Annotated in this window: 17 protein-coding genes, 1 tRNA gene and 4 pseudogenes; 17 read left to right on the top strand and 5 right to left on the bottom strand. The window is 56.6% G+C overall.

Annotated elements, in window-relative coordinates:
• The first annotated feature begins 75 nt into the window (after positions 1-75).
• Genes AB4N42_RS01285 through AB4N42_RS01295 form a run of 3 tightly spaced genes read left to right on the top strand, consistent with a single transcriptional unit; the run spans position 76 to position 3399 of the window.
• Positions 76-681, top strand: coding sequence for a biliverdin-producing heme oxygenase (locus AB4N42_RS01285; protein WP_030141489.1), 606 nt, complete (start codon positions 76-78; stop codon positions 679-681).
• Positions 678-2912 carry an ATP-binding protein gene (locus AB4N42_RS01290; RefSeq protein ID WP_030141490.1) on the top strand — a complete coding sequence of 745 codons (2235 nt, stop codon included), beginning with the start codon at positions 678-680 and terminating at the stop codon, positions 2910-2912. The genes AB4N42_RS01285 and AB4N42_RS01290 overlap by 4 nt, the downstream gene beginning before the upstream one ends.
• A 40-nt stretch (positions 2913-2952) precedes the next feature.
• Positions 2953-3399 carry a hypothetical protein gene (locus tag AB4N42_RS01295; RefSeq protein WP_030141491.1) on the top strand — a complete coding sequence of 149 codons (447 nt, stop codon included), beginning with the start codon at positions 2953-2955 and terminating at the stop codon, positions 3397-3399.
• Between the two features lie 9 nt (positions 3400-3408).
• On the opposite strand, the gene AB4N42_RS01300 is transcribed toward AB4N42_RS01295, so the two are convergent.
• Positions 3409-3858 carry a carboxypeptidase regulatory-like domain-containing protein gene (locus tag AB4N42_RS01300; RefSeq protein ID WP_460115759.1) on the bottom strand — a complete coding sequence of 150 codons (450 nt, stop codon included), beginning with the start codon at positions 3856-3858 and terminating at the stop codon, positions 3409-3411.
• Between the two features lie 175 nt (positions 3859-4033).
• On the opposite strand from AB4N42_RS01300, the gene vapB reads away from it, so the two are divergent.
• The 12 genes and pseudogenes from vapB (at position 4034) to AB4N42_RS01360 (ending at position 13805) form a co-directional block, all read left to right on the top strand.
• Complete coding sequence (gene vapB / locus AB4N42_RS01305) at positions 4034-4264, top strand: type II toxin-antitoxin system VapB family antitoxin (RefSeq protein ID WP_217861042.1); 231 nt, start codon at positions 4034-4036, stop codon at positions 4262-4264.
• On the top strand, positions 4264-4680 hold the full coding sequence (vapC, locus tag AB4N42_RS01310; protein ID WP_249876528.1) for a type II toxin-antitoxin system tRNA(fMet)-specific endonuclease VapC: 417 nt from the start codon (positions 4264-4266) through the stop codon (positions 4678-4680). The genes vapB and vapC overlap by 1 nt, the downstream gene beginning before the upstream one ends.
• Positions 4681-5040: 360 nt before the next feature.
• Positions 5041-5814 carry an ABC transporter ATP-binding protein gene (locus AB4N42_RS01315; protein ID WP_030141495.1) on the top strand — a complete coding sequence of 258 codons (774 nt, stop codon included), beginning with the start codon at positions 5041-5043 and terminating at the stop codon, positions 5812-5814.
• Positions 5815-5827: 13 nt separating this feature from the next.
• Positions 5828-6583, top strand: coding sequence for an ABC transporter substrate-binding protein (locus AB4N42_RS01320; RefSeq protein ID WP_030141496.1), 756 nt, complete (start codon positions 5828-5830; stop codon positions 6581-6583).
• Positions 6584-6662: 79 nt separating this feature from the next.
• On the top strand, positions 6663-7358 hold the full coding sequence (locus AB4N42_RS01325; protein WP_198797081.1) for an ABC transporter permease: 696 nt from the start codon (positions 6663-6665) through the stop codon (positions 7356-7358).
• Entirely contained in the window at positions 7355-8044 is a 690-nt protein-coding gene (locus tag AB4N42_RS01330) for an ABC transporter permease (protein ID WP_030141498.1), read from the top strand. Before AB4N42_RS01325 ends, AB4N42_RS01330 begins: the two co-directional genes overlap by 4 nt.
• Positions 8025-9255: pseudogene (locus tag AB4N42_RS01335) on the top strand (methyltransferase). Before AB4N42_RS01330 ends, AB4N42_RS01335 begins: the two are co-directional and overlap by 20 nt.
• A gap of 421 nt (positions 9256-9676) precedes the next feature.
• Positions 9677-9752 (top strand) — tRNA-Thr (locus tag AB4N42_RS01340).
• A gap of 114 nt (positions 9753-9866) precedes the next feature.
• Positions 9867-10652: a hypothetical protein gene (locus tag AB4N42_RS01345; protein ID WP_460115760.1), complete on the top strand. Its 786-nt coding sequence runs from the start codon at positions 9867-9869 to the stop codon at positions 10650-10652.
• A gap of 508 nt (positions 10653-11160) precedes the next feature.
• A complete protein-coding gene (locus AB4N42_RS01350; protein WP_460115761.1) occupies positions 11161-11520 on the top strand; it encodes a hypothetical protein in 360 nt (119 codons plus the stop codon).
• A gap of 696 nt (positions 11521-12216) precedes the next feature.
• The gene (locus AB4N42_RS01355) at positions 12217-12777 is read left to right on the top strand and encodes a hypothetical protein (protein ID WP_460115762.1); all 561 of its coding nucleotides are present in this window, start codon (positions 12217-12219) and stop codon (positions 12775-12777) included.
• 8 nt (positions 12778-12785) lie between these two features.
• Positions 12786-13805 carry a DUF262 domain-containing protein gene (locus AB4N42_RS01360; RefSeq protein WP_460115763.1) on the top strand — a complete coding sequence of 340 codons (1020 nt, stop codon included), beginning with the start codon at positions 12786-12788 and terminating at the stop codon, positions 13803-13805.
• Positions 13806-13814: 9 nt separating this feature from the next.
• On the opposite strand, the pseudogene AB4N42_RS01365 reads toward AB4N42_RS01360, so the two are convergent.
• Positions 13815-14496, bottom strand: a pseudogene (locus tag AB4N42_RS01365) (hypothetical protein); the annotation flags it as partial.
• Here AB4N42_RS01365 and AB4N42_RS01370 point away from each other — a divergent pair.
• Positions 14487-14867: pseudogene (locus tag AB4N42_RS01370) on the top strand (site-specific integrase); the annotation flags it as partial. The pseudogenes AB4N42_RS01365 and AB4N42_RS01370 overlap by 10 nt on opposite strands.
• 300 nt (positions 14868-15167) lie before the next feature.
• Here AB4N42_RS01370 and AB4N42_RS01375 read toward each other — a convergent pair.
• Positions 15168-15294: pseudogene (locus AB4N42_RS01375) on the bottom strand (BRCT domain-containing protein); the annotation flags it as partial.
• A gap of 85 nt (positions 15295-15379) precedes the next feature.
• Positions 15380-15586: a hypothetical protein gene (locus tag AB4N42_RS01380; RefSeq protein ID WP_460115764.1), complete on the bottom strand. Its 207-nt coding sequence runs from the start codon at positions 15584-15586 to the stop codon at positions 15380-15382.
• Between the two features lie 474 nt (positions 15587-16060).
• Here AB4N42_RS01380 and AB4N42_RS01385 point away from each other — a divergent pair, with 474 nt between their 5' ends.
• Positions 16061-16339: a DUF3077 domain-containing protein gene (locus AB4N42_RS01385; protein ID WP_334598653.1), complete on the top strand. Its 279-nt coding sequence runs from the start codon at positions 16061-16063 to the stop codon at positions 16337-16339.
• 110 nt (positions 16340-16449) lie between these two features.
• Here the strand turns inward: AB4N42_RS01385 and AB4N42_RS01390 are convergent, their stop codons facing one another.
• Positions 16450-17196, bottom strand: a complete 747-nt coding sequence (locus AB4N42_RS01390) for an SDR family oxidoreductase (protein WP_460115765.1) — start codon at positions 17194-17196, stop codon at positions 16450-16452.
• Positions 17197-17267: the final 71 nt, after the last annotated feature.

A 17267-nucleotide genomic window follows, 5' to 3' on the forward strand; every position in this document is an offset into this window, starting at 1 on the left:
CGCAGACTCGAAAAACCCATGTAACATTGATGCGTTTTTTTTCAGCAACGCGCCATTCAACGAGCTTCGTCCTGCATGCCACCGGTCACCCCTAACCCTTCGTTGATCCAGGCATTGCGGACTGAAACCGCTGAATTGCATGTTGCCCTGGAGAAACGCCTGCCGTTTTTCTCGCCACACTTGGACCTGGGCCTGTACCAACGCCTGCTCGCGGCCTACTACGGTTTTTATCAGCCGCTGGAGGAACGGCTTCACAGGTTGGCGCTGATTCCGAGCGGGCTGGATCAATCCCAGCGCATCAAGCTCCCGGTGTTACGCGCCGACCTCATCGCGCTGGGCATGGACGCTGCCGCTATCGAGGCGCTTCCTGTTTGCCGGGAGCTGCCGCAGATCGACTCCCGGGCAGCCGCCCTTGGCGTTTCCTATGTGCTGGAAGGGGCGACCCTCGGCGGGCAGATCCTGCGGCGAAGGGTGGCCGAGCAACTGGGTCTTGATGCGTCCAGCGGGGCGGCCTTTCTCAACGTCTATGGCGAACTCACCGGCCGGCGCTGGAAGGATTTCCTGCAGTACCTGGACGACAGGAACCTTGGCGAGGCGCAGACGCTCGAAGTCACACACGCCGCCAAGGCGACCTTTACTTATTTCGAACGCTGGCTGGACAGCCAAAAGGTATTGTCATGACCCCGGAAAACAAGGAAGTCTTCGAAGAACTGCTGGCCAATTGCGCAGACGAACCGATCCGCTTCCCCGGGGCCATCCAGCCTCATGGCGTGTTGTTGATGCTGTCGGAGCCCGACTTCACGATCCGCCAGGTCAGCGCCAACGTATTGCAGTTGATGGGCCACGATCCCCACAGGCTGTTGGGCCAGACGCTGGATGCGTTGTTGGGGCTGGAGCAGGCAGAGGCGATCCTCGCTGCCTGTCGCACCACCCCGGAAAGCGACAGAGCGCCGGTGGCCATCGTCGCAAACCAGCAGCGCTTTGATGCCCTGGTGCACCGCCATCAGGGCGCGCTGATCGTTGAACTGGAACAACACCTGAGCGACTACCGTCCCGAGGGAGTCAGCGGCGAGGCCAACCTGGGGCGCATGCTGCAGCGCCTGCAAAGCGCAAAAACCCTCCAGGCCCTCTATGAAATCAGCGTGCGCGAAATCCAGGCCATGACCGGCTACGACCGCGTGCTGATCTATCGCTTCGAGGAAGAAGGCCACGGCCAAGTCATCGCCGAGGCCAGCGCGCCGTCGATGGAACTCTACAAGGGCTTGTTTTTTCCTGCGTCGGACATTCCGGAGCAGGCCCGTGAGCTGTACCGGACCAACTGGCTGCGCATCATCCCCAACGCCGACTATGCGCCGGTACCGCTGGTGCCCGAGTTGCGCCCCGATACCCAGGCGCCACTGGACCTGAGCTTTTCCACCTTGCGCAGCGTCTCGCCGATCCACCGTCAATACATGAAGAACATGGGCGTGCTGTCATCCATGAGCATCTCGCTGATGAAAGGCGAGCGTTTGTGGGGGCTGATCAGTTGCGGTAATCGCCAGCCGCTGCTTGTGCCCCACGAAATGCGCATGGCGTGCCAGACCATCGGCCAGATCCTGTCGCTGCAGATCAGCGCCATGGAAGCCCTTGAGCTGACCCGCCAACGGGACGCCAAGCTCGAAGATCTACAGGCGCTTGCCATCGTCATGGCCGAGTCCAGCGAAAACGTTTTCGACGGTTTGTGCCGCGAACCGCAACGACTGATGAACCTTACAGGTGCCCACGGCGTAGCGATTCTCGAAGACAACAAGCTGCATCGCCACGGCCAATGCCCGGAACCGGAGCAAATCCGCGAGTTGCACAAGTGGATCATGGAAACAGGCCAGCCGACCTTCTCCCACCACAAACTGGGCAGTGTTTTCGCACCAGCCAAGGCCTATCAGGACGTGGCAAGCGGCGTACTGGCGATTCATTTGCCCAAGCCCGTGGAAAATGGCGTGCTTTGGTTCCGCCCCGAAGTGAAGCAGACCATCAATTGGAGCGGCGACCCACAAAAACCCCTCGACCTGGAAACCAGCGAGGCCGGCATGCGCCTGCGACCGCGCACGTCATTCGAGATATGGAAAGTCGAGATGGACGGCATCAGCGCCAAATGGAGCCACGGAGATCTGTTCGCCGCCAACGACCTGCGTCGCTCGGCCCTGGAAAACGACCTGGCCCGACAAGTGCGCAAGGAGCGCCAGGCGGTGCAAGCGCGCGATGACCTGGTGGCCGTCGTCTCCCATGACCTGCGCAGCCCGATGACGGTCATTTCCATGCTCTGCGGCATGATGCAAAAGGCCTTCAGTTCCGACGGTTCCCACAGTTCAAAGCGAATTGCCTCGGCCATCGACACCATGCAACAGGCCACCAGTCGCATGAACGCGTTGCTGGAGGATCTGCTCGACACCTCGCGCATCGACGCCGGGCGCTACACCATCCGTCCCAAGCCAACGGACGTCAGCCAGATATTCGAGGACGCGTGTTCATTGCTCTCGCCGCTGGCCTCCGCCAAGGCCATCGACATCTCTTTCCAGGCCGAACCCAACCTGAAGATCAACGCCGACCCGGAGCGGCTGTTCCAGGTGCTGTCCAATCTCATCGGCAATGCGATCAAATTCACGCCGCAACAAGGTCGCGTGGGCGTCAGCGCAATGTCGGTGGGCAATGAAATCGTGTTCAGCGTTCGCGACACCGGGGAAGGCATCGCGCCAGAACAGCTGCCTCATGTTTTCGATCGCTACTGGACCACCAAGGAAGGCAACCCCAACGGTACCGGGCTGGGGTTGTACATTTCCAAGGGGATTGTCCAGGCGCATGGCGGTAAACTGCATGCCGAAAGCCAGCCAGGCAAGGGCAGCGAATTCCGCTTCACCGTGCCGAAAATCGATTGAGCCGGGCACCGTCCCTTAACGAATTGGAAACCGAAGCCCAATGGCCTCACTGAACAAACAGCAGAAACGCGCCAAGCGTGCCAAAGACAAAGCCAAGCAGATCCGCATGACCGGGCGCAAGTCCATCCCCATGTATGGCGATCCGGCTCACGCCACCGCCCAGCCCCCCGTCTACGTGTTGGAGCTGTTTGCCAAGCTGCGCGAAGCCGAGGCCATCAGCCGTAGCGAAATGCTCGACACGTTGCTGGCAAACGTCAGCGAAATGATCATCGAGCGGCCAGGCCTGTTGGACCTGAAGAACGCCGAAAACGAAAGCATGGCCGCCACCAACCTGGCCGCCGACATGCTCGTCGACTACCGCATGTGGGCCGACGACATGGACCGTGAGACAGCACAGCGCTGGCTCAGCACGCCGGAGTTCATCAAGGACTTCAGCGAGGCGCTGGACCGTTATCGCCAATCGATGGAAACATCGGCCAGCGAATAAACCGGCCTGCTATTCGCTGCTGTTCCAATGGAACACCAGATTGCGCGCGGCCCCGCTGCCTACCTCGGCGGTGTCGCGACGCTCTTCGCCGTTACGCGTCGCCACGACGCTGTATTTGCCCGGCGGCAGTTGCACATACACCAGCGGCCCTGCATCGCTGAGCGTCAGCAATGTCGGTCCCGATGCGCTCTGCACGGTCACGTCCACGTCCGGGACGTACTTGTTCTCCGGGCCGATTGCAAAAGTCATGTGCAGGTTGTAGCCCTGGGCCTGCCCGATGGCTCGGGCTTCGTCCTCGCCGATACCGCCGGACAGGTAGGTGATACCGTTCTGCTGCATGGGTTGGACCTGGACGCCCGTGTTGTCGATAGGCGTGAGGTTGGTGGCGTCTAGCGCGAGGGGGAACAGCAGCATGCTGATGGCGATGAATGGCAATACTAAATATTGAATGGGCTTCATGGCGAGAACTCCAGGTCCTGGAAACAACTCACATGAGTCCTTCTTGGAGCACAGCCAGGCGTTAACGTTTAGATCGATTGGGACTAGCGATTAGGACGGATCGCAACAGGTATATCCCGTTGACATATCCCTTGATTCACCTATGCTTCCAATAGATTTATTGAAGGATCTTCAAATGGAACAAACTACCATTTTCATGAGCAACCGCAGCCAAGCGGTCCGGCTACCCAAGGCAGTGGCGATGCCAAGCGACGTCAAACGGGTAGATGTAATCGCCATAGGCAGAGCCCGGATCATCACTCCAGCCGGCGAAGCGTGGGACAGCTGGTTCGATGGCGACAGTGCGACAGCAGACTTTATGGCAGAGCGTGAACAGCCTGCCGATCAGGAGCGTGAGTCTTTCTGATGATCAAGTTCATGCTCGATACCAACATTTGTATTTTCACCATCAAGAACAAGCCCCAGGTCGTTAGAGAAGCGTTCATTCGTCATCACGGCCAGCTTTGCATCAGCGCCGTCACGCTTATGGAATTGATATACGGTGCAGAAAAATCATCCGCACCAGAGAAAAACCTCAGCGTCATTGAAGGGTTCTGTGCACGACTTGAGGTCTTACCTTTTGGTTATGACGCCGCCGCACACACCGGAATGATCCGGGCGGAATTGGCCAAAATAGGCAAACCAATCGGCCCCTACGACCAAATGATTGCCGGCCACGCCCGTTCCCTCGGGCTGATCGTAGTCACCAATAATCTGAAAGAGTTTGAAAGAGTGCCCGGACTGCGTGTCGAGGATTGGACTCCCTTGGCTTTAAAGCCTTGATACGATCCAGCTCCAACGAGACTCTTGGAAATCATGGGATGTTCCAATGCGCTCTTGGATAACCTAATAGCGTTCTTGCAGGCGACGCTCATCCGGTTAACCCTTCCCACCCCCGCCCAAAGCTGGCACCATCGCGCCTTTTTTTACGCGACTCCCCGGGCATTTCGCCGGTGTGCATGGTTCAAACAGCCGTTCGGTTGTTGACGGCGCGACAGTCTGCTGTGTCGATGCGACAACCTGCCACACATCATCGGCTTACCGTCCGAAGCGCTGTTGGCTGTCATTCGGACGCATGCTAGCTTGGCCGCCTCGCCAGGAAGGCTGCCAATAGCCAGGGAGCACATATCATGAGGACCGCACATGGCCCAGGCCACGCCCGCGCTTGAAATCCGCAACCTGCATAAACGCTACGGGCAGTTGGAGGTGCTCAAAGGTGTCTCGCTGACCGCCCGCGACGGCGACGTGATCTCGATCCTGGGTTCCTCCGGCTCCGGCAAATCCACGTTCCTGCGTTGCATCAACCTGTTGGAAAATCCCAACCAGGGCCAGATTCTCGTGGCAGGTGAAGAGCTCAAGCTCAAGGCTGCGAAAAACGGTGAACTGATGGCCGCCGACGGCAAGCAGATCAATCGCATGCGCAGCGAGATTGGTTTTGTATTTCAAAACTTTAATCTCTGGCCGCACATGAGCGTGCTCGACAACATCATCGAAGCCCCGCGCCGAGTGCTCGGCCAGAGCAAGGCCGAAGCCATCGAAGTCGCCGAGGCCTTGCTGGCCAAGGTCGGCATCGCCGACAAGCGCCATGCCTACCCGGCCGAACTGTCCGGCGGCCAGCAGCAACGTGCCGCCATCGCCCGCACACTGGCGATGCAGCCCAAAGTGATTCTGTTCGACGAGCCGACTTCCGCCCTTGACCCGGAAATGGTCCAGGAAGTACTTAGTGTGATCCGCGCCCTGGCCGAAGAGGGTCGCACGATGCTGCTGGTGACCCACGAAATGGGTTTCGCCCGTCAGGTTTCCAGCGAAGTCGTGTTCCTGCACCAGGGCCTGGTCGAGGAGCAAGGATCGCCACAGCAGGTGTTCGAGAACCCGCTTTCGGCGCGCTGCAAACAATTCATGTCCAGCAACCGCTAACGGAGCAGTACCTATGCAGACCTACAGGAAATTTTTATTGGCTGCTGCCGCCAGCCTGGTCTTCTCGGCCAGCGCCATGGCGGCCGACAAACTGAAAATGGGCATCGAAGCGGCCTACCCGCCGTTCAACAACAAGGACGCCAGCGGCCAGGTCGTGGGCTTCGACAAAGACATCGGCGACGCGCTATGCGCCAAGATGAAAGTCGAGTGCGAAGTGGTCACGTCCGACTGGGACGGCATCATTCCGGCCTTGATGGCCAAGAAGTTCGATTTCCTGATTTCTTCGCTGTCGGTCAACGATGAACGCAAGCAAGCCGTGGATTTCACCGACCCGTACTACTCCAACAAGCTGCAATTCATCGCACCGAAAAACGTCGAATTCAAAACCGATAAAGAATCCCTCAAAGGCAAGATCATCGGAGCACAGCGCTCGACCCTCGCCGGTACCTGGCTGGAAGACGAGCTGGGCAGCGATATTACCGTCAAGCTCTATGACACCCAGGAAAACGCCTACCTGGACCTGACCTCCGGCCGCCTCGACGCCATCCTGGCGGACAAATACGTGAACTACGACTGGCTGAAAACCGACGCGGGTCGTGCCTACGAGTTCAAGGGTGACCCGGTGGTGGAGGGCGACAAGATCGCCATCGCCGTGCGCAAGGGTGACAATGAACTGCGCAACAAGCTGAACGCAGCGCTCAAGGAAATCGTTGCCGACGGCACCTATAAAAAGATCAACGACAAGTACTTCCCGTTCAGCATCTATTGATACTGACGTGCCTGGCCGGTGCACGCTCCTGCGCGGCGCCGGTCCTTAGCCAAGCCTGCCGCGATATGAACAAATACCCATGATGATCGACCTATACGGATTCGGCCCGGCGCTTGCCGCCGGCGCGCTGATGACGGTCAAGTTGGCCCTGTCGGCCCTTTGCCTGGGGCTCGTGCTCGGCCTGCTCGGCGCCTTGGCCAAGACTTCCCCGTACAAGCCGCTGCAATGGCTCGGCGGCACCTATTCGACGCTGGTTCGCGGCATTCCGGAATTGCTCTGGGTGCTGCTGATCTACTTCGGCACCGTCAACCTGATGCGTGCCCTGGGCGAATATTTCGGCAACCCCGACCTTGCCCTCAGCGCCTTCGCCGCCGGCGTCATCGCCCTCGGCCTGTGCTTTGGCGCCTACGCGACTGAGGTGTTTCGCGGTGCGATCCTGGCGATACCCAAGGGGCACCGTGAAGCCGGCGTGGCGTTGGGCCTGTCGAAATGGCGGATCTTTACCCGGTTGATCCTGCCGCAGATGTGGCGCATCGCCCTGCCCGGCCTGGGCAACCTGTTCATGATCCTCATGAAGGACACCGCGTTGGTCTCGGTGATCGGCCTGGAAGAAATCATGCGTCACGCGCAAATCGGCGTGACCATTTCCAAGCAACCGTTCACTTTTTATATGGTCGCCGCGCTTATGTACCTGGGCCTGACGGTGATCGCCATGATCGGCATGCACCTGCTGGAACAACGCGCCGCCCGCGGCTTTGCCAGGAGCAACCAATGAACTGGGAAGTCATCATCAAATGGCTGCCGAAACTGGCCCAGGGCGCCACGCTGACCCTGGAGCTGGTGGCCATCGCCGTGATCGCTGGCTTGCTGCTGGCGATCCCATTGGGCATCGCCCGTTCATCGCGCCTGTGGTACGTGCGGGCATTGCCCTACGCCTACATATTCTTTTTCCGTGGCACGCCGCTGTTGGTCCAGTTGTTCCTGGTCTATTACGGGCTGGCACAGTTCGATGCCGTGCGCAGCAGCGCATTGTGGCCGTACCTGCGGGATCCGTTCTGGTGCACCACGGCCACCATGACCCTGCACACCGCCGCCTACATCGCCGAAATCCTGCGCGGCGCGATCCAGGCCATCCCCCGTGGCGAAATCGAAGCCGCACGAGCCCTGGGCATGTCGCGGCCCAAGGCGCTGCTCTACATCATGCTGCCCCGCGCCGCGCGCATCGGCCTCCCGGCCTACAGCAACGAAGTGATCCTGATGCTCAAGGCCAGTGCCCTGGCAAGTACGGTGACCTTGCTGGAGCTCACCGGCATGGCCCGCACCATCATTGCCCGGACCTACCTGCCGGTAGAAATCTTCTTCGCGGCCGGCATGTTCTACCTGCTGATGTCCTTCGTATTGGTGCAAGGCTTCAAGCAGCTGGAACGCTGGTTGCGCGTCGATGCCTGCCAAGGACGCTGAAGGTGACGTGCTGACGGGCGAGGCATTGCTCGCCCGCTTCACCGCGCTAGACGTTTTTCTCACCGCTCATCAGGCATTGTGGAAACCGCGTCCGTTCACCCATCTGCAATTGCCTTGGGAAACGTCCCACCCGCAATTGTCCCGATGGCTACGCCAGCGTTCGCTGGAAGCTGCGGAAAACGACCATCATCAGCCGGGGTTGATTGAGGGCGCGCCAGCGCCATTCCCGGAGTTGGCCGCTATCTCCCGCACACTGAGCGCGGTCGCACAATTACCAGCCCGTGTATTGGAAGCGCCAAGCCATCGCCTCAATGTCGACGTACCCGGGCGCAAATGGCAGCAGATCGAAGCCTTCGCCAGCTGCCTGCACTTCACCACCCAACCGACCCATTGGCTCGATTGGTGCGCCTAGCAAAGGCCACCTCGGTCGACGTCTACTGCGCGGCGAGCAGCAACTGACCTGCCTGGAATACGACCCAGCCTTGGTCGCCAGCGGCCAGCAACTGAGCCAACGCCACCACCTGCCCGCCACACACTTGCAACAGGACGTGTTGGCGGCGGACGCAGACCAGGCGCTCCACTGCGAACACACACCTGTCGCCCTGCATGCTTGCGGCGACCTGCATGTACGCTTGATGCACCTGGCTAGCCGTGCGGGCTGTGCACAACTGGCTATCGCTCCGTGCTGCTACAACCGCATCAGCACCTCGGAATACCAGCCTCTGTCCGACGCCGCCAAAGGCTCTGCCCTACACCTGTCGCTCGATGATCTCAGCCTACCGCTGACCGAAACCGTCACCGCTGGCGCCCGTGTAAGAAAACAGCGGGACCAATCCATGGCCTGGCGCCTGGGCTTCGACCTGCTGCAACGACAAATCAGAGGGCACGACGACTACCTGCCCACCCCCTCCTTGCCCAGCGCCTGGCTGGAAAAATCCTTCGCCCAATACTGCACCGACCTGGCGGCCCTGAAAGACTTATCCACAGTCGGCACGCCTGATTGGACCGCTCTGGAAGCAGCCGGCCATCAGCGTTTGGCCGAGGTGCGTAACCTGGAATTAGTGCGAGGCCTTTTCCGTCGGCCGCTGGAGCTTTGGCTGGTATTGGACCGGGCGCTTCTCCTCAATCAGAACGACTACGACGTCCGCCTTGGCACCTTCTGCGAAACACCTCTGACACCGCGCAATCTGCTGTTGCTGGCAGAGCGTTAATGAGGCGAAACAGCCTGTGGATAACTCTGTTGATGAATTAAACCTGGATCCAAGAAAACCACGATTTCTGGATCGAATCTTAGCTGGTCATTTTTTGTTCACATGGATAAAAAACCATGAAAACAGCAGCTTGCAAGCAAACGGGAAAGCGGTCACAAAACAGAAAGATAACCCTCGCAGCGTCCTTTCGATTGTGCATAAGCGGCTGAGCAAACCAGCATAAAGGTTGGGTCTGGCGCCTTTTGCGCGCGGGCATCAAGTGCTTTGGCTTGCCTCGATTCAAGTCAGGCAACCGCACGCTACCAAGCCCCTCGCGCCCCGCCCAGCGGCGCCACATCCACCAGAACTGCAGCTCGTCTAAAAATAGTCAGAATTCAGGGGTTTACAGAACCTTCCCAATCGCTATAATCGTCGCCCACACGCCGGTATAGCTCAGTTGGTAGAGCAACTGACTTGTAATCAGTAGGTCCCGGGTTCGACTCCTGGTGCCGGCACCATACAAAACAAAAGGCTTGCAGCGATGCAGGCCTTTGTTTTTTGTCCCGGACGTAACAAGCCACGTAACAAGCACCCAGCATTTCGCGTCACCAACACCAGTAAGGGATACGGTTATGTCGTGGATCGATATGGCGTTTAGCCTCATGGCACAAGCCTGGTTGGGCACGGTGATAGGGATCGTCAGCCTTATTGTCGCGGCAGTTACGTACCTTTGGACTCGCAAGCGAACGAGCTTGGGCTATGTCCACTTGGGCGAGCACGTTCTGGGCAGCGCCTCAGATTCTCTGCCATCGGCAATAGTCGTCCAATACAACGGGGTGAATATCCCCCGCCTTACAAAGTCCGTTGTAATTTTCTGGAACAGTGGCGAAAACACCGTGCTGGGTGCCGATATTGTGGCCACAGACCCTCTCCGCTTCCAAATAGGAGACGACGGGCAAATCCTTTCCATCTCAGTCTTGAAGGCGAGTCGCTCGGTCAACGACTTCACTATCCTCCCCTCCCCGACCGAGACGCATAAAGCAGCGTTTAACTTCAATTTCCTCGATGCAAATGACGGCGTAGTTGTGGAAATTCTGCATACCAGCACCGACCGGAAACCACGTATCAGCGGCACCTTGAGAGGGCTACCACAGGGCGTCCGAAATTTTGGCCAATTCAAGCGCCCGAAGCCTCGAAAGATAAAGAGAATGGGGCCGCTCCCAGCTCTAATCCCGTTTGTCTTCCTCTGTGCGTGTTTCGCAATCGCGTTCTACGTTCCCCGTCCGGAATTCATCAGCGCCAGTGCATTCAACGGTCTGATGGGCATGCTGGGCGGATTTTGGGGTATGTGGACGGTCGACTGTTGGGCGACCAGGCGTAAATACCCCAAATCTCTTTACGTAGACGCGCTCGAGTAAAGTCTCCGCAGCGCAAGAGGGGGGACTCTGTAGTATCGGGAGGTGATAGGTCGAGTTTTCAGAGCCGTTGCAATGTGTACATGTGTGACGAAACACTCTCTATGCGAGGCGGAAAAAAAATAAGGTTGCCCCCTCAAAAGCTTGTCAGTTTTGTCAGATTATTATTCGACCACTCTCTAACCCCTCTAAATCAAGCCTCTCAGCGGCTTTCGTTAATGTCAGAAAGGTGTCAGTGGCCTGTCAAAACCTGACAGAACAGCATTGTCAGATGCTAAATATTCAAGCCATTGATTTGTAATTTTTTTATTTTTCTTATGGCAGAACTGACACAAACATCCACCCTCAGTGTCAGATCTGAAAGCCAGTAACCACGGGGCCTCCAGAGAATCAGTTGACAGATATCCATGATCTGACAGGGTTTTGAGGGTCAACCTAAATAAACGTTAACGAGGCATCTCAAAGCTACCCTCCAAAATGCCCCGGCCCGCACCGATCGGGAGGAATAGATATGCGTAAGGCAGCATCCCGAGTAGCACTACCCATCATCGAAATCATCGAGAAAGGCGCGGTTTGGGAGGTTCATTGGGATTACCAGGAAGCCCCTGAAAGCTCGATTCTGTTCCAACGCGGCGAATACCTGCGCGGCTACATCGACGGCACCATGGATGACCTGGGCATCCATCCTGACAGTGTGTGCTGTGCCAGCGGACAGACCGGAACCGTAAAGAAGCTCAACGAAGACCAGGCGGTGAGGTTGCGCGATGCTTTGAACCGTGTACTTATCCCGATCGTCACCAAGGAATTCACGCGCATTCAGAACATGAGCGGCTTGCCTCACCTCCGAATGATTGAGGCTGAGAAGGCATGAAACTCTTTGAAACGCTGCAGTCCACCGGCAACCCTTGCTCCGCTTGACCTGTAGGGATTCAACCTCCCCCGCACTCAGCAAATCCCCGCTTGAGAAAGAACGTTCGCGTTTTCGAAAACATACAAAAATCCACAATCTAAAAGTTTTCGCCCAATAAACCGGTCGCTGCAGCGTTATCTCTTCCGTGCGCCCCGTTTGCGTCGCTGTGCAACCGCGCTGCAATCCCCTTAAAAACTTTGCATTCTGTGAAACGGCCGATCGCCTACGGAGCCCCACGGCGTGCTTGGGCTATAGGTTCGTTTGCACTACATCTGGATTTGCACAAAAACGGACGCAGAGCCCGTCGGCGGGAGGGGATAAGCGCTTTTTCAGGTGTTCTTTTCTAAACCAGACGAGTTTTACAGCTGTGACCGCCCCCCAACTCCAACGTGCATTTCATCGGTCCGGCGTTGCCGCGCGATCTACATCAGTTTCAGGATGTCACCCTGGTCGGCACGGTTCCAACCGGATTTGTACTAAGCGGAATTGAGTAAATCGATGGTAGCGTCTGTGCACAGTCTTGGTGATGTAGATTGGCCCGATGCCTTATAAAATATGGGCAAATTTTCAGATCGCATCGATATCGCGAATGTGATATCAATGAGCACAGGCTAGACACGTCAAATCCCATAAAAGTGCATCAGGATGGCGCATTAAATGGATGCAAAAGAATTTAAGAGATTTATCGGATCGCAATCACCTAAAATTATTGCCGAAGAGCTTATTCTAAAAACATCTATCCACGCGATAAGCTGCGAAGCGAACTACAAAGCGTACAAAGATTTAATCTTGGCAGACCATAAAAATGCCTACTGTATAGCTATAGTCGGATCCGCAAATTGGAAGTTCAGTCTAAATCCTCGAAAAAACCTAAGCGAATTCCATCAAAAATCCGACATTGACGTAGCAATTATTTGTGCCGAAAGCTATTTACAAACTTGGGATGAGTTAAGATCGCACCATCGAAACAGCTACTATTCGCTCGATATGGAAGGGCGACTGGCACTTAGAAGGCACGGCGAGGATGTATATTCTGGTTTTGTCTCCCCGAAATGGGTGCCTTCGCTGAAATCAGAAGTTAGACAACGGTACGAAAAACTTACCAACAAGTACTCAAATAATACGGTGGGATTTAAGGCCGTGAACATGATGTACTTTCGAAACATGGAAGAAACAATTGATTATTACGTGCGCGGAATACGTGCAGTAAAAAAATAGAGGCCCACATGGAATACGAAGTTAGTTTACAAACTATCTCTTGGTTCAACCGCCTGCGAACCGACCAAAGCTTGCAAATAAGTCCAAAGTTTCAGCGCCGTGCCGTCTGGATGGATAAAGAACGCTCGCTTTTGATGGACACTATCCTAAGCAACTTGCCATTCCCAGAAGTTTATATGCAAGTCCAAACAAACACTGAAACCGGAGAGCAACAGCATATCGTTGTAGACGGACAGCAGCGTATCACGTCAATCATTCAATTCATCGACAACATTTATCCTCTCCCTAACAATGACAATTGGAAAGGACAGTACTTTCGAGACCTTGACTCACCACAAAAAGAGTTATTCTGGGATTACAAAATCGTGGTTCGCTTCCTTCGAAAAACTAACGACGATGAAATTCGAAATATTTTCACACGATTAAACACGAACAACGTCGTACTTAATGACCAAGAGTTGCGCAACGCTCGATATATTGGATTTTTTAAACAGCTAGCGGAGCGGCTCGCGGACAACCCGTACTTCCAGAGCATTGGCCTTTTTACACCCAGAGATGTACGGCGAATGCTGGACATTGAATACGTGAGCGAACTACTGCTTAGACAAGTTTACGGTATAACCAATAAGAAGGACTTGCTAGAACTGGCTTACGTGGAGTACGACGACGAGTTCCCAATGGAGGTAGAGCATGAAACTGCTTTCAATACTACTATTGGTCTTATTAAGACGATTCTAGACAAAGAAAATCTACCTCTATTTAAATCTAAAGGTGTCTTTCACTCCCTGTTTGGCGTCTGCTATGAATACTATCAAAAATGTGAACGCCCATACTTTTCAAATTTAGACGAAGTAAAAGGCAGACTCACCGACCTAGTAATTAGAGCCAAAAACAACCAATTCAGTGCTGAAGATACTGATATCGCTTCTTATGCAGAGGTTTCGTCGCGTTCAACGTCTGACAAATCCAAAAGAGCTGAAAGAGAACGAATATTCTGGCAGATCATTAGCGCTGCTGAAGGTCTGTAGCTCACTCCGTCATAGCGTTATCGCTTTTAACGCGGCACCCAAAAGTGCCGCGCGACCGGATATTTGCCAGCATCCATCGGGCTTGGCGTTGGCCCTGGTACATGAATGTGAGCGGCCAACTGGACATTCATCTGCTGTAGCAGGTCGAGCATGTCGCAAACCACCTGAAACTGGTTCACGTTGTCGGACCCGATCCAGTTCCTCGGCGCCTGGAACTGCTGACTCAGGCCGGCCATGCTTTTCCGCAAGCCCTGAATCCGCTCTTCCATGTCGCCACCCACCGTGGCGTTGTGCTTCAGCCCCACCACCAAGGTCAGGTCGAGGCCGGTGGCCTGGTGCAGATCATCCACCGCCGCCAGGCGCTTGCGGAGCCGCCCGAGAGCAGCTTGAGTGCACCCAACGCCTCAATCTTCTTGATGCCCCCACTGACTCGGTTGAATGATCGTCCACCATCCTGGTGTGGTTCTGAAAGGTCTCGGTGTTGTCCAGGGCTTCGACCTTCACGCTCGATCGCCTAGTCCCGGATCTTGCCATCCGTCTGGCGCAGCCAGTTACCGTCGGCGTCGACGCGTTGCTGACAGGCCACGCCGTGTTGCCAAACCTGATCACCCCTTGGCACTCGGGGCAGGCTCAGGCCGTGCGGCAGGATTTGGGTGATAAAGGGCTTGCGAGGCGTACCGTAGCCGGGACAACACCGTTCGCTGGACACTCCGCCTACGCAAAGGCTTACCGCGCCAAGGTGTGGGCCAAACGGAAACCGCGATACCGATCGCGCCGTCACGAAGAAACATCATCGTAGCCAGCCACGGCGGTCCACTGCGCAAATCCGGCCTAGATACGGCTTGGCAACGCTTCATCACCCTGGCGATCACCGACGACGTCGTCACGTTGGAACAGCGGTTCGCCCTACATGATCTGAAACGGCGCGGCATCACTGACACGGTCGGCACATGGGCCGATAAGCAAGAAGCTAGCTGCCATCGAGATCCGAAGATGATGGTTGTCTACGATCACAGCATACCGACCGTTTCCCCTTCTGTAGATTGGGCAACTCCCGCGTAACAACCGTCCTAGAGCCCGCCATCTATGCGGGCTCTGGCGTATCTGCACGTAACAAGGAATCACGTAAATCATTGTTTTATATATTTGAAGCACCTGCCTTGTAGTCCCGGGGGTTCGACTCCTGGTGCCTGGCACCATACAAAACGAAGCCCTCGCAGAAATGCGAGGGCTTTGTTGTTTCTGAGTGTTCACTTTTCCTCCGCCCCCCCTGAAAAACTGTGGGAGCTTGCTCGCGATGAGGCCATCAGCCCACCGACAATCTTCTCGTCCAAGACAACGGGCAGCCTTTCCCAGGCCAGCTCAACCAAACAACATCCTCTGCCAGTGATCCTCACCCACAATGGCAATCGAAGCACCCGCTTCCCGTAATCTCCGTTCCATAGGTACTGTGGCGCCACTGCTCATTACCCACACTGCCTACCACCAACTAATGCACCTTCTCGCTTTTCTGCGATTGATCGCGGTGAATATCCTTCCGACTACGCCATTTCCGCCCGTCACCGAGCTTTGGGTCACAGATCATCCGTTGAAACTTTAACTCGTTGTGGGTCAGCAAGCCGCTCTCGAACCTTATGGATCAAGGCCAAATCATCCTCGATCATCATGGCGGTCTTGGAAGGTAACTGATCCTGATTGGGCACAACCTGGCGTGATCTCCCCCCCGTCTGATGCGCAGCCATGAGCACGTCTCGCTGAAATTTCTCGTATTCATCATCCATTGCAACGCTCCTCCGAACGCGTGTTTTCGCGCGCGCCCTATAGTCGGCTACATCGGCCAAAACGCAAACTATTGCCCATCCATAGAATCACCTAAACCTCCCCCGCCAGCATCAGGCCACGATTGCACCCTACCCAATCGCCCGCTACTCTCCAACCGTCGCTGCCAATTCAGCGACCGGGCCTGAGAACCCGAGTAAGATGCAGGCGCTACAGCGCCCGAACCACGTTTTGCGGCGTTTTTTTATGTCCGCATTCCGTGCAATGGCGGCTGTGCGTGGGAGACCTTCGGGTCTGCCGGGTTCCTGTATCTCCGGTTTCTCAGCCTGCGCACAGCTGCCACCCATTCGCCTGAGAACGAACGTGGCAGCTCATATCTGATATGGGAGTTCATCGATGCACGCCATGGATCTGCTGCAGTCTCGCTTTATCACGTTGCCAGCCACCCGCCGCCAGTTGGCGATTGGAGGTGCGCAATGACCCATCCCAAGGACCTCAAAACCCCAGGCCTAACCCCCTTCTCCTACCACTCCGACCGCCCGCTATTCCGCGTCAACAGCGGCATCCCTATTGGCGAAGCCCTATCCCACGCTTCCGACCTGCTTCACGTTGCCAAGGTCCTCGCCGAGGAAGCGGCGATGATTCGCGGCACGGATCGGTATGCCTGGGCTTCGTATTATTTGCAGGATATGAGCAAGGCCGTCATTGATGACGTGGTGAAGGTGCTGGAGGCGCCGGGGAGTCATCCGGCTTAAGGGTAGCGGGCCAATGCTGCTCGCTGGATGGGGCAGCATTGGCTTGAGCGGATAAAGAGGGGCTGCTTTACAGCCCAGCGGGAGCAAGCTCCCTCGCCACGGGGTTTGAGTCAGACCAACCGCGCACCGCCATCGATGTTCAGCGTGGCGCCGTTTATGAACGTGTTCGTCATCAGGAAAACCGTAGCCGCGCCTGCCTCAGCGGCAGTGCCCACGCGATGCAGCGGCAGCACCTGTTCCCATGCGCGAACGTACGCATCGCGCCCGTCACCCAAGGCTTTGTTGAAAATAGGCGTATCGATCGGGCCTGGGGACAGGGTGTTGACGCGAATCGGCGCCAGTTCCAGGGCCAGGCCACGGGCCAATGCTTCCATTGCGGCCGATGCAGCAGCGATGACCGCGGTGCCATGGGCATTGGGCCGGTCGGCCAGGCAGCCTGATATAAAGGTGATGGAGCCTTCCTTGGACAAGCGATCCCCGAGCGCTCGGATCGCATGGATAGAGGCCCACATGCGCTCTTCGAACGCCCGGCGCAGGTAGTCGATTTCTGCATCCAGCACTTTGCCCGCCACGAAGGTGCCGGCGAACAGAACCAGATGGTCCACCTGCGGGATGTCCGCCAAGGCGGCGTAGATGGCTTCGCTTTGGGTGACGTCGGCGGCGCGCCAGCCGGCAAGGCCGTGTTCCAGGGCGGCTTGCTCGGCACGCTCGGCGTTGGAACCGATCACGATGACGGATGCGCCGGCGGCCTTGGCTTGAATCGCGGCGGCAAGACCGATGCCGGAGGTGCCGCCGAATATCACTACGGTGCGGTCCTGCAGTTGGGCAGGCAATGGTTGGGCGAATGAATGGCTCATGGTCTATCTCCTTGAACGCCTGGATGGCGTCGATGGGCAAAGACTAAAGATTCGAGCCAACGTTGATAATT

It is taken from the genome of Pseudomonas sp. H2_D02 (assembly GCF_054677635.1).

Coding starts and splice junctions, on each gene's coding strand:
- AB4N42_RS01380 (WP_460115764.1), bottom strand. CDS start 15,586: ATGGATGATGAATACGAGAAATTTCAGCGAGACGTGCTCATGGCTGCG.
- AB4N42_RS01355 (WP_460115762.1), top strand. CDS start 12,217: ATGGATGCAAAAGAATTTAAGAGATTTATCGGATCGCAATCACCTAAA.
- AB4N42_RS01320 (WP_030141496.1), top strand. CDS start 5,828: ATGCAGACCTACAGGAAATTTTTATTGGCTGCTGCCGCCAGCCTGGTC.
- AB4N42_RS01300 (WP_460115759.1), bottom strand. CDS start 3,858: ATGAAGCCCATTCAATATTTAGTATTGCCATTCATCGCCATCAGCATG.
- AB4N42_RS01385 (WP_334598653.1), top strand. CDS start 16,061: ATGACCCATCCCAAGGACCTCAAAACCCCAGGCCTAACCCCCTTCTCC.
- AB4N42_RS01295 (WP_030141491.1), top strand. CDS start 2,953: ATGGCCTCACTGAACAAACAGCAGAAACGCGCCAAGCGTGCCAAAGAC.
- vapB (WP_217861042.1), top strand. CDS start 4,034: ATGGAACAAACTACCATTTTCATGAGCAACCGCAGCCAAGCGGTCCGG.
- AB4N42_RS01350 (WP_460115761.1), top strand. CDS start 11,161: ATGCGTAAGGCAGCATCCCGAGTAGCACTACCCATCATCGAAATCATC.
- AB4N42_RS01390 (WP_460115765.1), bottom strand. CDS start 17,196: ATGAGCCATTCATTCGCCCAACCATTGCCTGCCCAACTGCAGGACCGC.
- vapC (WP_249876528.1), top strand. CDS start 4,264: ATGATCAAGTTCATGCTCGATACCAACATTTGTATTTTCACCATCAAG.
- AB4N42_RS01325 (WP_198797081.1), top strand. CDS start 6,663: ATGATGATCGACCTATACGGATTCGGCCCGGCGCTTGCCGCCGGCGCG.
- AB4N42_RS01360 (WP_460115763.1), top strand. CDS start 12,786: ATGGAATACGAAGTTAGTTTACAAACTATCTCTTGGTTCAACCGCCTG.
- AB4N42_RS01330 (WP_030141498.1), top strand. CDS start 7,355: ATGAACTGGGAAGTCATCATCAAATGGCTGCCGAAACTGGCCCAGGGC.
- AB4N42_RS01285 (WP_030141489.1), top strand. CDS start 76: ATGCCACCGGTCACCCCTAACCCTTCGTTGATCCAGGCATTGCGGACT.
- AB4N42_RS01315 (WP_030141495.1), top strand. CDS start 5,041: ATGGCCCAGGCCACGCCCGCGCTTGAAATCCGCAACCTGCATAAACGC.
- AB4N42_RS01345 (WP_460115760.1), top strand. CDS start 9,867: ATGTCGTGGATCGATATGGCGTTTAGCCTCATGGCACAAGCCTGGTTG.
- AB4N42_RS01290 (WP_030141490.1), top strand. CDS start 678: ATGACCCCGGAAAACAAGGAAGTCTTCGAAGAACTGCTGGCCAATTGC.